This is a genomic window from Capnocytophaga sp. oral taxon 338 str. F0234 (assembly GCF_000192225.1).
Taxonomy (GTDB): Bacteria; Bacteroidota; Bacteroidia; order Flavobacteriales; family Flavobacteriaceae; genus Capnocytophaga.
The window spans coordinates 701,841-716,772 of the sequence record NZ_GL872413.1; the positions used below are offsets into that span (position 1 = coordinate 701,841).

The window sequence follows — 14,932 nt, forward strand, 5'->3', positions numbered from 1 at the left end:
TTTGCCCCAAAAATTGTCTTGGTAAAAGCAAGGCAAAAGTACTAAAAAAATAGACAAAACGAAGGTGACTCAAAAAATTTTTCGTATATTTAAAAATATCGTAAAAATTATCTGTTATATTCTGATTTTTGTATTCTTACTACTGATGATCCCCTCCGTACAGACAAAGTTGGCATCGGTGGTTATGAATCGCATCAATGCGGACTATAATGTGGATATACATATAGAAAAACTCTCAGTAAGCCTTACGGGAATGGTGAATCTTGAGCAAGTACTTATCCGTGACTATCAAAAAGATACACTTATCTCTGCACAGGAGATTCGTACTCCCATACTGAACCTAAGGCAACTGATGAAGGGAAACTTGTATTTTTCCACTCTTGAAACCGATAGGCTTTTCCTTGATATGAAAACCTATAAAGGGGATACTCTTTCTAATTTAGATATATTTGTTTCTCGTTTTGATAGTGATACTCCACCAAGTAAGGAACCTTTCATCATGAGAGCCAATACAATAAAAATTAAGAATGGGCGTTTTCGGGTAAGTGATTACAATACTGAGAATACTAATGCTGTACTCACCGAGATAGATGGACTGACGGCAACGATCCATGACTTTGATATTTTGGATTCCGATATAAAGCTACAACTTAAGAACGGAACATTTCTCTTTGATAACCACCTGAAGGTGGATGACCTCTCAACCTCTTTCCAGTATTCGGATTCACTTATTTCTTTAGATAAACTGCTTCTTAAAACGCCTTTCTCTCAGGTAGATGCCGATATTAGTTTTATAGCAAATCAAGGTAGTTTCTCTAACTTCCTTGATAAGGTAGGTATACAAGCCTCTATGAGAACTTCTTATATCAGTACGAATGACATCAATGGTTTTTATGATGGATTCGCCATGGAGCGGACACTTGAGGTAGAAGGAGAGCTTAGTGGGTCGCTTAATAATTTGTCAGTAAAGAATGTACATTTGTATCATGAAAATACGGCTATTGAGGGAGAGAATATCCTTATAAAGAATGCCTTCAATAAGGAGAAAGATTTTGTGTTCTGGGGAGATTTTCCTCATTTTGCTTCCGTATATTCGGACTTAGTAGGACTTATGCCGAACCTCTTAGGAAAGAACCTTCCAGAGGAGCTACGAGATTTCGGTTTCTTTGAAGGAGAGGCTGAGTTCACCTATACAACCAAAGATCTCCTTGTGGATGCCGATATATTTACCCAAAAAGGGGATTTTATTATAAGTGGTTCTTTCTTTGATATAGCACACCCTCAAAGGACTAATTATAAGGGAACTCTGGAGACATACCAATTACAATTAGGAAACTTACTAAAAATCTCTCAAATGGGAAAACTCTCTGCAGCTATCCAATTTGTAGGTAAGGGACTGAGTGCTAAAAGTTTGGAAAAACTATCTCTTCAAGCTACTGTTCATTCAGTGCTTTATGATAACTATCTTTATAAAAATATAAAGTTAGATGCAGAGTATTTCCGTAAAAGAATCAAAGCAACAGCTTCCATAGGAGATGATAATCTTAAGATGGACTTTAAGGGAATGGCTGATATTACTTCCTCAGAAAAGGCGAATTACGTGCTCTCTGGAGAAATGAAACATGCAGACTTGAAGGCGTTAGGCTTTATTAAGAAGGATTCTATTGCTAAGGTAAAAGGAAATATAGATCTGGATATTACAGGAAATACGCTGGATAACATGGTTGGAAAGGTAGTCCTTAAGAATGCTTCCTATCAGAAAAACTCACAAATATATGATTTTGCTGATTTCTCCATTGAGATTCAGAAAGATACTACAAGCCTTCGCACAATTACTTTGGAATCACCCGATATTATCTCAGGAAAAATACAAGGAGAATTTAAGTTCTCTCAAGTAGGGCATATATTAATCAATACATTGGCTTATGGTTTTGATAATTATAAACCTTTCAAGGTAATGAAAGGACAATATCTTACCTTTGATTTTAAGATATATAATAAGATTATAGAAATCTTCCTCCCAGAACTTTCTTTAGCACCGAATACTTTTATTCGCGGTAAATTAGTGGGGGATGATAATGATTTTAAGATAAACTTTCGTTCTCCTTATATCAATATATCTAACTATTCTCTCAAGGGGATTAATTTTGAATATGATAAGAAAAACCCCTTGTATAGATCTCTCTTGCAGATATCTAGTATTGGAAATCCTTACTATAAGCTGGAGAAATTCAATATGCTCAATACCTCTACTACGGATACATTATTCTTTCAGACAGAATTCAAGGGCGGGAAGAACTCTCAGGATGATTATACCCTTAAGTTCTATCATACCATTAATGAAAAACGAGAATCCGTTATAGGACTTAAGCAGTCCACCATTTATTTCAAGGGAAATGAATGGCTTATGGATAATACTAAGGAGAATAAACTCATTTTGGATAGAAGATTGGACTCCATTCAGATCCAGAATTTTAATTTGCATCATAAAGATGAATCCATTGTCCTTAATGGGAGAATTGTAAAGAAGGATTATAAGGATCTTCATCTGATTTTTGACAAAGTAGATATAAATAAGATAACTCCTGAACTGGAGGGATTGGACTTAGATGGTATCCTAAGCGGACATCTGTCACTCATTCAGCAGAAGAATAAATATTATCCTACCTCTGACCTGATTATAAAGGGATTCATGTTAAATAAGTATGATTTAGGAGACCTACAAGCTATGATTGAGGGAAATGAGGACTTGTCGTCCTTCAATACCAACTTAGAATTTGTCAATGGCTTAGGAGAAGGATTTCATACTTGGGGAGATATCTTTATAAAGAATGGAGGCACGTATCTTAATCTTACTTCACAAATTGATAAGCTGAACTTAAAACCTTTTGCTCCACTTGCCAAAGATATTCTTTCTAATCTTAGGGGAAATATCTCAGGAAAGGCACAGATAACAGGACAAGTCTCCATGCCAAAAGTGGAAGGAACACTTTCCCTTGATAATACAGGAATGGGTGTCCCTTATCTGAATATTGATCTTGACCTCTCTCCTAATGCTCAAATATTATTGCAAGATAATAATTTAATATTCAGTGATATAATACTTACAGATAAGGTATATAGAACGCAAGCGCTCCTTACTGGAAAGATTTATCATCGCAACTTTAGTGATTGGTTCTTAGACCTCCATTTTGATACTAAGAATAAGCGTTTCTTAGTGCTCAATACTCAGGCTAAGGATAATGAACTCTTCTATGGAACTGGGTTTATCATTGGTAAAGCAAGCATAACAGGAAATGTTAATGACCTTACCATAGGGGTGAAGGCAGTAACAGGAGAGGGAACTAAATTTAAAATTCCTTTAAGTGATACTCAAACGGTCGGAGATGATTCTTTTATTACATTTACCTCTAAGGAAAAAGCGAATAACCAACAAACCCTTTCAAAAACCTATCAAGGGCTTGAAATGAATTTTGATTTGGATGTTCTTCCTTCAGCAGAAATTGAAATCATCGTAGACCCAAAGAATAATTCAAGCCTTATAGGGCGTGGTGCGGGAACAGTTCTTTTAGAAATAAATACCAATGGTAAGTTCAATATGTGGGGGGACTTTATCACAACTACAGGAGAGTATAACTTTAAGTATGAAGGCTTGATTGATAAGAAATTTAAGGTACTCCCTAATGGTTCTATCTCATGGAATGGAGACCCCATGGGGGCAACCTTACAAAACCTAAAAGCTGCCTATACTCTTTATGTAAATCCCTCTGTTCTCTTGGATTCCAATCAATACAATAGGAAGATACAAACTCAAGTGGTGATAAACTTACAAGGAGATTTGTCACACCCTCAAACGGTTTTTGATATTACTTTCCCTGATAGTAGTCCGAGCCTGGTCTCTGAACTGAATTATCGCCTGGAGGATTCTGATAAGAAACAGCTACAAGCTTTCTCTCTCTTGGCACAAGGGAACTTTATGAGTGATGCTACTGCAGGGGAAAAACTGTTATCTTACAATATGCTGGAGACTGCAGCAGGTATTTTTAATCAATTGCTATCGAGTGATGATGATAAGCTTAACTTAGGGGTAAGCTATGAGAGTGGTACGGTAACCCCTGAAAGAACTTACAATAGCTCTGACCGATTAGGAATTACCGTCTCTACTCAAGTGACGGATCGGATATTCTTTAATGGAAAGTTAGGAATTCCTATAGGAGGAGTTACTCAAACGGCTGTAGCAGGAGATTTTGAAGTCCAATTCCTTCTAACTAAGGACGGTAGGCTTAGTGCTAAGATATTCAACCGTGAGAATGAATTACAACAATACCTTATTGATAAAATAGATTACTCTCAAGGGGTAGGACTTACTTATAAGGTGGATTTTGAAACCTTTAAGCAACTGATACAGGGAATCTTTGGAAGTAAGGCAAAGAATAAGCAATGATACTCACAACACTTAAAAATCAATTCCTTCAGGAACTTATCCAGTATGATGTAACAGAGAGAAATAGTCTATTTTTCATTACTATTGAAGAGTGTTTGGCAATCAATAAAGCAGATTATTTTCTCTATAGAGAAAGAGAACTCTCCATAGAACAGATAAATAAGGTAGCAAAAGTACTGAGTGAGCTTAAGAAAAATGTCCCTATACAGTATATTTTTCATAGAACTTACTTCTATGGAATGTCTTTCTTTGTTAATGATAATGTGTTGATTCCCAGACAAGAAACTGAGGAATTAGTGGAATGGATATTGCGGGAAACCCCTAAGAATACCCCCTTACAAATTCTTGATATAGGCACCGGTAGTGGAGTTATAGCAATTGCCCTAAAAAAATACTTGCCTGAGGCTACAGTTTTTGCTTTGGACATAAGTGAAAAAGCTCTTGAAGTAGCTCAAAGGAATGCTAAAGAGAATAAGGTTTCTGTTCACTTCTTACAGGAAGATATTCTAAAGGTAACACACTTAGGACGGATTTTTGATATTATTGTTTCCAATCCTCCTTATGTAAGGAATTCAGAAAAAAGAGAAATAGCGCTTAATGTTTTGGAACATGAACCTCATCTGGCACTATTTGTCCCTGATGATAATCCTTTGCTTTTCTATGAAAAGATAGCAGAATTAGCCCATCAACATTTGTCCAAGCAAGGAAAGTTATTTTTTGAAATGAATCAATACTTAGCAAAAGAAATGATACAAATGCTTAATAGGAAAGGATTTAGAAAAGTAGTATTACAAAAAGATTTATCAAATCATGATAGAATGATTTTAGCAACTATTGAATGAAAATATGAAAAATATGAATGCAAATATAATTGCTCAGGGAATCCTTAAAGCCGTAGGAATGATTGTAGGAGTATTCCTCCTATGCTTGGGAATTTACAAGCTACAGAATGTAATTATCTATGTTATATTGGCTTCTGTGCTTGCCTTAATAGGACGTCCCATAATACAATTCCTAAAGAAAAAATTAAAGTTTAAGAACACTTGGGCAACCATTACCTCTATAGGGCTTATTATGTGTTTTTTTATAGGACTTATGAGTTTATTTATTCCTATGTTAATTACGCAAGGGAAGAATTTGGCTTCTATTGATTTCCAGGCGTTGAATGATAATATTCTTCTCTTTTTGGATAATATTCTTCTTTCTTTAGGATTTACGAAATTGGAATCCAATATAACGAATATCCCCGAATTGCTTAATATGCAGGATGTCTCCTCAGTGGTTAATGGTTTTATTGAGATTATCAGTAACTTAGGCATGGGACTCTTTTCGGTCTTCTTCATTGCTTTTTTCTTTATGAAGGATGGAACGGCTATTAGTAACTCCTTTTTAAGTTTGGCAGATCCTAAGCGATTGCCTAAGATTAAGAAAACACTGGAGGAGATTAAGAACTTACTTTCTCGTTATTTTGTAGGATTATTTTTGCAACTAACCGTTATCTTTGTACTTTTAACCATTGTGCTGCTTATCTTTGGGGTAGGGGATGCTGTGATTATAGCTTTCTTGTGTGCACTGCTGAACCTAATTCCCTATCTGGGACCTATCATAGGGGCTGTGGTAATCTCTGTACTTACTATTTCTAATTTTATGGATGCGGATGTACAAAGCGTAATACTCCCTAAAACTATCTATGTGCTTATAGGATTTCTTATTACTCAACTAATTGATAATGTGTTCAGTCAGCCAATCATTTTTTCTAATTCAGTAAAATCCAATCCTTTGGAGATATTTTTGATTACCTTAATTAGTGGAACTCTTTTCGGGATTGTAGGGATGGTTGTGGCAATTCCTGCTTATACTGTACTCAAGGTCATTCTTAAGGCAGTTTTTCCTAATAATAAATTTGTTCAAATGCTTACTTCTAAAATATAAAATGCTGAACTACAGAATATTATATTCCGATGTACAGGCTTTTATACAGAGGAATCTGAAAGTTAATATTCCAAATCTCATTCTGAAAAAATCTCCTTTTGAGGGGATTACCTCTGCAGAATTAGCCACCCAGATTGAGGGAAAAGCAAGAAGTAGAACGAAACTTCCTCTCTGGTATGCTACAGAGGGGATTTATTATCCGGCTAAGCTATCCTTGGAGCAAGCCTCTTCTGAAGCTACAGCTTGTTATAAAGCCTCTTTGGTTAGTGGAAATTTGCTTGATGCCACAGGAGGCTTCGGGGTGGATGATTATTTCTTCTCTCAGCGATGCAAAAGTGTTACGCATTGCGAACTTCAGAAGGAACTCTCTGAAATTGTGCAGCATAATTTCAAGCTATTACAAGCCAAGATTCACTGTGTAAGTGAGGACTCATATAAGTATCTTTATGATAAGGGATTTTTCTTTGATGTGATTTATTTAGATCCTTCAAGGCGAGATAACCAGAAGAGGCGAATTTTCCTCTTAGAGGATTGTTTACCCAATGTCCCTGATACTTTGGATTTTCTTTGGCAATATACCGATACCCTCTTGATAAAAACCTCTCCTATGCTGGATATCACTCAGGCACTTATTCAACTTCCACAAACCGCTCAAGTACACATCGTAGCTGTAGAAAATGAGGTTAAAGAACTTTTGTTCTTATTAAAGAAGGAAAGAACCAATACACTTGTTAGAATGGTTAATATGTGTGCTTATCGTTCAGATATATTCTCTTTTTATCTGTCACAAAAACAAAAAGCAGTGGTGGGATTTTATGGGACAGAAGGAAAATATTTGTATGAGCCCAATGCTTCTATTCTCAAGGGAGGAGCTACTGATTTACTTGCTCAAGAGTATGGGCTTATGAAGGTAGCGCCTGATTCTCATTTACTTATAGGAGAAAATTATCTGCTTGATTTTCAAGGACGTATTTTTAGGATAAAAGAGAAAATACCTTTTTCCAAAACAATGGTAAGGCAAAGTGCAATCTCTCAGGCAAATATTACTATACGAAACTTTCCTCTCTCTGTTGAGCAGATTCGTAAGCAATTCCATATCAAGGAAGGTGGAAATCTTTATCTGTTCTTCACCACAACCTCAGAAGCGGAAAGAATAGTTATTATTTGTGAAAAACCCTTTGGATAATTGCCGATAAAATTGTAACTTTGCACAAGTTATGAAACAGTTACGCCTTATTATTTTCCGTGAATACCTCACTAAGGTACGCAATAAATCTTTCTTACTGATGACACTCTTAAGTCCATTAGCAGTGATTGCTTTGTCCTTATTAATTGCTTACCTTACTCAGTTGAACAATGCAACCCAACATCATGTTGATATTTTGGATGAGAGTGGTTACTTTGAGCAAGTTTTTGCTCAAGAGAAGGGAATCACTTATACTTACACTACCGAGGGTCGTTTGGAACAGCTCAAAAAAGTATCCGAAGAGAAACAAGTATATGGATTCCTGTATATAGATAAGAGAGCAAACCATTTTCAGTTCTTCAGTGAAGAGTCTCCAAGCCCTTCCTTTATAGAAAAATTACAACAAATTATAGAGCAAGGTCTTTTCCTTCATAATCTACAGCAGGAGAATATCAATCCTTCACAGATAGCCAATGCTAAAGAGAATGTTTCCATTACTTTACTAAATTATTCGGGAGATAGGAGTTCTCAGATGGCAAGTTGGCTTCGGCTTATTTTTGGAGGAACAGCGGGTTATTTGCTAATGATGTTTATCATTGTTTATGGAAATATGATTATGCGCAGTGTCATAGAGGAAAAGGTAAATCGCATTGTTGAAGTGATAGTCTCTTCTGTAAGACCCCATACCTTGCTCTTAGGAAAGATAATAGGGACCTCTTTGGTGGGGATTACTCAATTTCTTATCTGGCTCCTCTTGGGAATATTGCTTTTGTCACTATTACCCTCTCTACAAGGAACTGCTGGGGCTACTTCCAATCCTCATATAATAGCAGATTTACTCAAGGAACTAAGCCTTTTGCCTTTGGTAAAACTATCTATTTGTTTCTTCTTATACTTTATTGGAGGGTATTTGATATACAGTTCCTTTTATGCTACTATAGGAGCTGCTGTGGATAGTGAAACAGATACACAACAATTCCTTCTTCCGGTACTTTTCCCTTTGATATTAGCCATTTATATTGGCTTCTTTACAGTAATAGAAGACCCTCATGGAAGCGTTTCTGTCATATTCTCTCATATACCACTGACCTCTTCAGTGGTAATGCTCATGCGTATCCCCTTCGGGGTATCATGGGGAGAGATTATACTTTCCTTAGTACTATTATACGGTTTCTTCTTCCTTGCCCTATGGGTGGCAGCCAGAATCTATCGCATAGGAATCCTTTCCTATGGAAAGAAACCTTCTTACAAAGAACTTCTCAGATGGCTAAGGATGCCTAATTAAACTATTTTTATGAATATTAATTATCTGATGTATAGTAGGGGAGTGTGTATCCTTATAACCTTTCTTATGATGGGGAATATCCATATAGGAGCTCATACTTTTCCTAAGGATAGCCTTCCAAGAGTGAAATCTGTTAAGGATATTCATACCAAGTTTGTGAATATAGAACAGCTTTCTTCGGATTTTGTATTGGATATGAAGTATGCCACCACTGACAATTTTCTCAAACAAAAGGTGTATGATTGCCCTAAATGTTATCTTAGGAAAGCTACTGCTAAAGCACTATTGGAGGCACAGAAGGATTTCATAAGAAGAGGGTATGCAATTAAGATATTTGATTGTTATCGCCCTCTTTCTATCCAAAAGAAGATGTGGAAAATCCTACCAGGCACCCATTATGTGGCCAATCCAGCTAAGGGCTCTAAGCATAATCGGGGAGCTGCTGTGGATATTACTTTAGTAGAACTTAAAACAGGAAAAGAACTCAATATGGGGACACCTTTTGACTTCTTTGGAGAAAAAGCACACCATAGCTATACTAAGTTGCCTAAGGAGGTCTTAGAGAATCGTAAACTACTTAAGGAGGTAATGAATAAGTACAATTTTAAGTCTATTTTCTCAGAATGGTGGCATTATGAATACCGTCCTGAAATGACCTCTCCTGTAGAAGATATCTCTTGGGAATGTCCTTGAGAGAAGAGTGAGAAGCTAATAAAGATTTTAAAAAAACATTATAGTAAGCATAAATAATTCTTAAAACAGAGTTATTCAAAAAAAAATGCTTAATTTTGGCACGATATTTTATAGTCTTTAAAGTGCCATGAAAAAAAGATTTTCTTTTTCATTATTTTTGTTGTGCTTAAGCTTTCCACTGTTTGCACAGAAAGCAACACGGATAGCTTATGTGGATATGAATTATATCCTTAATAACATGGACGAATATAAGGTAGCCAGTGAACAACTTAGCCAAAAGGTGGCTCAGTGGGAGAAAGATATTGAACAGAAGCAAGCCGATATAAAAAGCCGTGAGGAAAAGCTTGAAGCTGAAAAGCCCCTCCTTACCTCTGAGATGGTCAAAGATAGAGAGGAAGAAATTCAAGTATTACAACAGAACTTGGATGATTATAAGCAAAAACGATTTGGAGCCGAAACAGGGGATTATATCACACAACGTTGGAAGCTCATCCAGCCTATCCAAGACCAAGTGTTCAATATAGCACAACAGATAGGAAAAACAAGAAAATATGATTATATTTTTACCTCAGACGATGCAGCCTCTATCTATGCAGATGAGAAAAATGATATTACCAAGATAGTTCTGCGATTGCTCAAGAGAAAAGATAATGCAGAGGACAGGAATAAAGAAATAAGTACTTTGCTTAAGGAAAACCTTAACTTTGAGTACAAAGATGAAAGACAGCGTAAAGTAGAAGAACGTGAGAAAAAATATAAAGAAAGCCTTGATAAGCGACAGAAAGAAAGAGAACGTATCAAGCAAAAACAATTAGAAGAAAAACAAAAAAGAGAACAAGAACGTGCTCAAGCAATAGAAAAGAAAAAAGCAGAAAAAGCACAACAACAAAAGCAACAAACAAATAATAATAAATAATTTAACACATAGAAAAATGATAAAAAAAATTAGAAATTGGGTAATTACAGCTGCATTTATCCTTGGAGGAACAACTATCGCTATGGCACAAGTCAAAATAGCTCATATTGATTCTCAAAAGCTCCTTAAAGAAATGCCTGAAATGAAGGCTGCTCAAGCGCAGTTACAAAAATTGGAACAATCCTATACCAATGATATCCAAGCTTCTGTAAAAGAATATCAAAAGAAAGTAGAAGAATTCCAACGTAAGGTAAATGCTCTTACTGAAGCTCAACTTAAAGAAAAACAAGCAGAACTTGAAAAGGAACAAAGAGCCTTGGAGACTATGCAAAATAATATCCGTCAAGCACAACAAACCGCTGCTGAAGAATACCAAAAGAAGAGCCAAACCTTAATAGAACCTATTATGGAAAAAGCTAAAAAGGCTGTACAGAAGGTAGCTAAGGCACAGGGTTATCAGTATGTATTGGACTCCGCTACAGGAGCAGGAGTGATTGTAGCTGAAGGTAAAGACCTGTTCAATGATGTGAAAAAAGAATTAGGATTTTAATATGATTCAATGATTAACGCTTACGATAAGCATTAACCTATTACCATTAAAAAGTGCTTACAGTTTTGGGCTGTAAGCACTTTTCTATTATAATCATTGGTTATTATTCTAAATCTCCTTGTATTGGTCTTTGAAGTTCTTAAACAGTGTCATTAGGTTAATGATAGAACGAATCAATACCCGTGTTTCCAATAACAAACTGAAATAAAGTTTGGTATTCTTGGGGCTGGACTCAGTGGTACGAATGTCGCGAATCTGTTTCTCTATCAGCTCAGAAATCTCATCCTTAATAGCATTTACATCCTTGATAAGCTGTGTTGTAGAATTGGAATACATGGAGATATTAAGGATTTCTAATATCTTCTGGAATTGGCGGTGCATTTTCTCAGAGATGGTCTTCAGGTTACGTATGTGATTGTATTTTAGCTTTTTGTGATTGTTATCCACATGAGTATAGCTAGTGTCCGCAATAAAGCTGATAGAGTTGGACATACTATGGAGGTAGTCCAAGATTAGAATATAGAACTTACTGGAAGTTACAGAACTATCATCAATGGAGCGGATAAAGTAATAAATATCACTTTTCAGATCTTCTATATCGGAGGAGAGAGCTTTGGCTTTCTTCTTACAAACTTTTAATCCCTTATGATTCTCTACCGCTAAGTTATCTATCACTTCATTGTAGAGTTCATCAATGGTTTGTACGGCTCCTGCAATATTCTGGGAGCTAATTTTCATAATCCCACTGATGGTAATAAGGTCTTCTTTATTAAAACGTTTCTTCTGAGCCTCTTTCTCTTTTCTTTGTCTTTTCCGATAAGCAATAGCATTTCTAACGACCAGATAACCTACAAGGAATATCATGGTAATTAGGGCATAAATTTCCCCATAGAAGAGAATAGCAGCGATAATAAGCCCCATAACAAAGGCAGCGCCAGCGGTAATAAACCACCCTCCAATAACATTGAACACACCTGCTACGCGAAATACAGCAGATTCTCTCCCCCAAGCCCTATCAGCAAGTGAAGTACCCATAGCTACCATGAAGGTAACATAGGTAGTGGAAAGGGGAAGTTTGAAGGAAGTGCCTACAGCAATAAGGCTACTGGAGACTACCAAATTGGTTGCTGCACGAATGACATCATAAGCAGGCTTGTCGTATGAGGAATCTTCTCTTTCTAAGGGTTTCTCAAAACGACTATTTATACGTTCTAATATTTTCTTGGGAATAAATTCTTCCAACACAGAGGTAATCCATACACTGAAACGGACAATGCCACGAGAGAGCCCTGTAGCTTCAAATCTTTCTTTTCCAGTACTTTGCTGAGAGAGTTTCATCTCGGTTTGCATGACATGCAAAGTTTTCTTAGAGAACCATAAGGTAAGAATCATTAACAGACCAGCCAGCAGTAAGAATATCTGAGGAGTCTGTGCATTCTCTCGTAAAGCTTCCATCGTTAAGGAATGGTTGGGGGTTCCTGCAGCCTCCCATAGTTGAAAGGAATCCCAAGCAGCGACAGGGACTCCAATGAAGTTAACCAAGTCATTCCCTGCAAAAGCCATAGCTAAAGCAAAAGTTCCTGAAAGAATAATTACCTTCCAGATGCTTACCTTACACCAATAGAGTATTTGCCCTAAGAAAGCAAAGAAAATAAAAAAGCACCCCAGAAGAAGAGAGGTGTGGGTCTCTACCCATTCTAATTGCTCCTTATGAATAAAAGAAAGTCCTCCTAATCCTTTGATGATTAGAAAGTAACTTAAGGCAGTAAGGGAAATTCCTCCTACAATACCACTAAAGTAGCGCATCCTCCTCTCAAAATTAAAGGTAAAGATAAGGCGTGTGATAAATTGTATAAAGGAACCTACTACAAAAGCAATGAATACCGACATAAAGATGGCTGAAATTACCTGCCCTACCTTGCCTGTATTGATATAATCCGTTACAGCATCTATTACATGAATAATCCTATCATTGACCTTTAATTCCTTGACAAAAGCAACCCCTACAGAAGCTCCTAAAAGTTCAAAAACAATGGAGATAGTCGTGGAAGTGGGTAAGCCTATATTATTAAAGAAGTCTAAAAGAACAATATCTGCTAACATGACGGAGGCAAAGATAACCATCAGTTCTTCAAAATAGAACATCTCCGGATTAAAGATACCTTTCTTGGCGATTTCCATCATTCCATTGGAGAAGATAGCTCCTATTCCAACCCCTATACTTGCCACTATCATAATAGTGCGAAGTTTGGCAGCACGTGAACTCACTGCGGAATTAAGAAAGTTCACCGCATCATTGCTCACCCCTACAGTAAGGTCAAAAGTGGCTAAAACAAAAAGTGCAAAAAGGGTAAAGATATAAACCTGTTCCATTCTTTTGTATTTTGGTGCAAATATCCGATTTTTTTATGAGAATTATGCTATAAAAGAAGAAGTTTTTTAAGGAATAATGGGGCTGTCTTGGAGAAGTCAGAAGTTCTATTGGATAATAAGAAGTGATCTTGAGGTACTAAATAAAGAAAAAGGGGAGGCTATCCTTTTCAGAAAGCCTCTCCTCTTAGGAATTCCTTAAAATTTTGCTGAAAATATTTCTGGATTGATGTTGAGGCTACACCAGAACCAATCTTGGTAGCTGCGAGCGTTGGGAGTATTTTTGAGCGCTTTCGCTCCATCATTAGCAAAGTAAGTAGAGTACCCTACTTGCAATCCAATGAAGGATTGTAGTTTTAGGTTGTACACAAGGTCTATTTCACTGCCGAGACTATTGTGTTTCTTATCAGTTTTAAACTTAGCAGCGGGCGCAAAAAAGTGATAGGTAGCACTGAGGTTACTCTTTTCTCCAGTGCGTACATTGGCAGTAAGATAAGGATTAAGTAAGCCTACATTAGGGGTGAATCCTACATAATAATAGTCCATAAAGCCATAGAACTTGTGGTTAGTACCACTGAAAGGATTGAAGGCTTTATCCTTGCCGGAGGTATCATCAGAAGCATTTCCACTGAGATAATCTACTCCAGCAGTGAGTCCAAAGGAAGGGGTAACCCTATAACCTACATTTGCAGCGAGTAAGAAAGCACTCTTTTTAGCACCACTAGCATTTTTACCTGTTTGCATATAGGCGGAAGCACTATAGCTTAACGGGTTGCTTTTGCCAGTATAATATGCTCCAAACGTTTGCATATTTTGGTCGGCACTGTTATCTGTACGATATCCTAAATTAGCAAACAAGAATGATAGCTGTTGTGCTTCACTAATACTGTAATGGGCATGGAGGGCTTCTAAGTGTTGGTAGTCTTGTCCAGCCCCTGGGGTAAAGTGTTGCCCACTGGGGGTATTTACGTTCAATAATGCTGTTGCATTGCCCGACTGGTTGTAAGCAAAGAAACTGCGAAGAGTCCATTGTTCAGAAGGCATCCAGTTGAGATTCACAGCATCATGACTACGACCGGCAGGGTGCCAATCAAGTGACCCGAAGATACGATCATCATCTAAGGCGATTACCTGCCTACCAATCTTAGCATTGAGTGTATTGGCAAGTGGGAAAGCCGCATACGCTTCAAAGACCGACATGCCTCCTGTTCTATCCACCGCTTGTATTTGAGGGGCTTGTCCCCAAACGTTTACGTTCTGCAGAGAAACGTATAGATGCAAACGATCACTGTGCTTGTAGTCAAAGTTCAGTCGCAATCGGTTATTAGTGAGAATAGCAGGGGCTTCTCCCTCTTGTAAAGGGCGATAGGCACCATTGCGATACTCAAGACGCGGGCGTAATTGAGCGGAAAGAGTGAAAGCATTTTGTGGCTCTGTATCCAAACCTTCTGTGGTAGAAATCTCTTCCTGTGCTTTCACTAGATTGGGACACAGAATAAAACCAATGCCCAATGTTGTGATAGATAAAAAATTAACTTTCATAATATGTCATATTT

The 14,932-nt window shown here is 37.0% G+C and carries 10 protein-coding genes; 8 read left to right on the forward strand and 2 right to left on the reverse strand.

Annotated features, from left to right (window positions below; translation table 11 throughout):
• Positions 1-64 precede the first annotated feature (64 nt).
• From HMPREF9071_RS03295 to HMPREF9071_RS03330, 8 genes are all read left to right on the forward strand, one after another.
• Positions 65-4,444, forward strand: coding sequence for a translocation/assembly module TamB domain-containing protein (locus HMPREF9071_RS03295; RefSeq protein ID WP_009745148.1), 4,380 nt, complete (start codon positions 65-67; stop codon positions 4,442-4,444).
• A complete protein-coding gene (prmC, locus tag HMPREF9071_RS03300; protein ID WP_009745149.1) occupies positions 4,441-5,286 on the forward strand; it encodes a peptide chain release factor N(5)-glutamine methyltransferase in 846 nt (281 codons plus the stop codon). The genes HMPREF9071_RS03295 and prmC overlap by 4 nt, the downstream gene beginning before the upstream one ends.
• A gap of 13 nt (positions 5,287-5,299) precedes the next feature.
• Positions 5,300-6,376: an AI-2E family transporter gene (locus tag HMPREF9071_RS03305; protein ID WP_040358238.1), complete on the forward strand. Its 1,077-nt coding sequence runs from the start codon at positions 5,300-5,302 to the stop codon at positions 6,374-6,376.
• 1 nt (position 6,377) lies between these two features.
• Complete coding sequence (locus HMPREF9071_RS03310; RefSeq protein WP_040357977.1) at positions 6,378-7,562, forward strand: hypothetical protein; 1,185 nt, start codon at positions 6,378-6,380, stop codon at positions 7,560-7,562.
• A gap of 31 nt (positions 7,563-7,593) precedes the next feature.
• Positions 7,594-8,847, forward strand: coding sequence for an ABC transporter permease (locus HMPREF9071_RS03315; RefSeq protein ID WP_009745152.1), 1,254 nt, complete (start codon positions 7,594-7,596; stop codon positions 8,845-8,847).
• 9 nt (positions 8,848-8,856) lie between these two features.
• A complete protein-coding gene (locus HMPREF9071_RS03320; protein ID WP_009745153.1) occupies positions 8,857-9,540 on the forward strand; it encodes a M15 family metallopeptidase in 684 nt (227 codons plus the stop codon).
• 127 nt (positions 9,541-9,667) lie between these two features.
• The gene (locus HMPREF9071_RS03325) at positions 9,668-10,456 is read left to right on the forward strand and encodes an OmpH family outer membrane protein (protein ID WP_009745154.1); all 789 of its coding nucleotides are present in this window, start codon (positions 9,668-9,670) and stop codon (positions 10,454-10,456) included.
• A gap of 16 nt (positions 10,457-10,472) precedes the next feature.
• Positions 10,473-11,006 carry an OmpH family outer membrane protein gene (locus HMPREF9071_RS03330; RefSeq protein WP_009745155.1) on the forward strand — a complete coding sequence of 178 codons (534 nt, stop codon included), beginning with the start codon at positions 10,473-10,475 and terminating at the stop codon, positions 11,004-11,006.
• A gap of 108 nt (positions 11,007-11,114) precedes the next feature.
• Here HMPREF9071_RS03330 and HMPREF9071_RS03335 read toward each other — a convergent pair whose 3' ends face one another.
• Positions 11,115-13,379 carry an inorganic phosphate transporter gene (locus tag HMPREF9071_RS03335; protein WP_009745156.1) on the reverse strand — a complete coding sequence of 755 codons (2,265 nt, stop codon included), beginning with the start codon at positions 13,377-13,379 and terminating at the stop codon, positions 11,115-11,117.
• A 195-nt stretch (positions 13,380-13,574) separates the two neighbouring features.
• Complete coding sequence (locus HMPREF9071_RS03340; protein ID WP_009745158.1) at positions 13,575-14,918, reverse strand: alginate export family protein; 1,344 nt, start codon at positions 14,916-14,918, stop codon at positions 13,575-13,577.
• Positions 14,919-14,932: the final 14 nt, after the last annotated feature.

What these genes read in the sequence shown, in the direction of transcription:
- prmC (WP_009745149.1), top strand. Translation starts at nt 4,441, where the DNA reads ATGATACTCACAACACTTAAAAATCAATTCCTTCAGGAACTTATCCAG.
- HMPREF9071_RS03305 (WP_040358238.1), top strand. Translation starts at nt 5,300, where the DNA reads ATGAATGCAAATATAATTGCTCAGGGAATCCTTAAAGCCGTAGGAATG.
- HMPREF9071_RS03310 (WP_040357977.1), top strand. Translation starts at nt 6,378, where the DNA reads ATGCTGAACTACAGAATATTATATTCCGATGTACAGGCTTTTATACAG.
- HMPREF9071_RS03315 (WP_009745152.1), top strand. Translation starts at nt 7,594, where the DNA reads ATGAAACAGTTACGCCTTATTATTTTCCGTGAATACCTCACTAAGGTA.
- HMPREF9071_RS03320 (WP_009745153.1), top strand. Translation starts at nt 8,857, where the DNA reads ATGAATATTAATTATCTGATGTATAGTAGGGGAGTGTGTATCCTTATA.
- HMPREF9071_RS03325 (WP_009745154.1), top strand. Translation starts at nt 9,668, where the DNA reads ATGAAAAAAAGATTTTCTTTTTCATTATTTTTGTTGTGCTTAAGCTTT.
- HMPREF9071_RS03330 (WP_009745155.1), top strand. Translation starts at nt 10,473, where the DNA reads ATGATAAAAAAAATTAGAAATTGGGTAATTACAGCTGCATTTATCCTT.
- HMPREF9071_RS03335 (WP_009745156.1), bottom strand. Translation starts at nt 13,379, where the DNA reads ATGGAACAGGTTTATATCTTTACCCTTTTTGCACTTTTTGTTTTAGCC.
- HMPREF9071_RS03340 (WP_009745158.1), bottom strand. Translation starts at nt 14,918, where the DNA reads ATGAAAGTTAATTTTTTATCTATCACAACATTGGGCATTGGTTTTATT.